At 39.5% G+C, this 491-nt stretch carries 1 pseudogene; it reads right to left on the reverse strand.

The features are described 5' to 3' along the window. Positions 1 to 491 (reverse strand): annotated as a pseudogene (locus tag ACG9ZB_RS16740) (IS3 family transposase); the annotation flags it as partial.

Raw genomic sequence — 491 nt, forward strand, 5'->3', positions numbered from 1 at the left:
ACAGTCTCCGCGCTTGCTCATTGAACCTTGAAAACCATATTGCTCAAGTATATTTCGATATTCATGGCTGCAATATTGACTTCCTCTGTCTGAATGCTCAATCAGTTCTTTGGTTGGTTTTTGATTGTGAATAGCCATATTTAGCGCATTACAAACAAGCTGTGTTGTCATGCGCTCATTTAAGCTATAGCCAACCACTTGCTTCGTGTAAAGGTCTTTTACCGCTGCTAAATACAGCCATTCTTCAACAGTCCATATGTACGTAATATCACTTGATCATGCTTGATTTGGTCTAGTCATTGAGAATTGTTGCTCCAGCAGGTTTTCATAGATCGCTCGATTATGGTCAATATTCGTAGTCCTTTTAAAACGCTTGTGTCGCTTACAATACAGCTGGTTCAGCGCTTTTATCTGACGTACAGCGTACATACTCATTTTTATACCCTGAGCTTGTAAGTATTTGGTTAATCGAATATAACCATAGCTCTGCC

Source organism: Acinetobacter johnsonii, assembly GCF_048551975.1.
GTDB lineage: Bacteria > Pseudomonadota > Gammaproteobacteria > Pseudomonadales > Moraxellaceae > Acinetobacter > Acinetobacter johnsonii_A.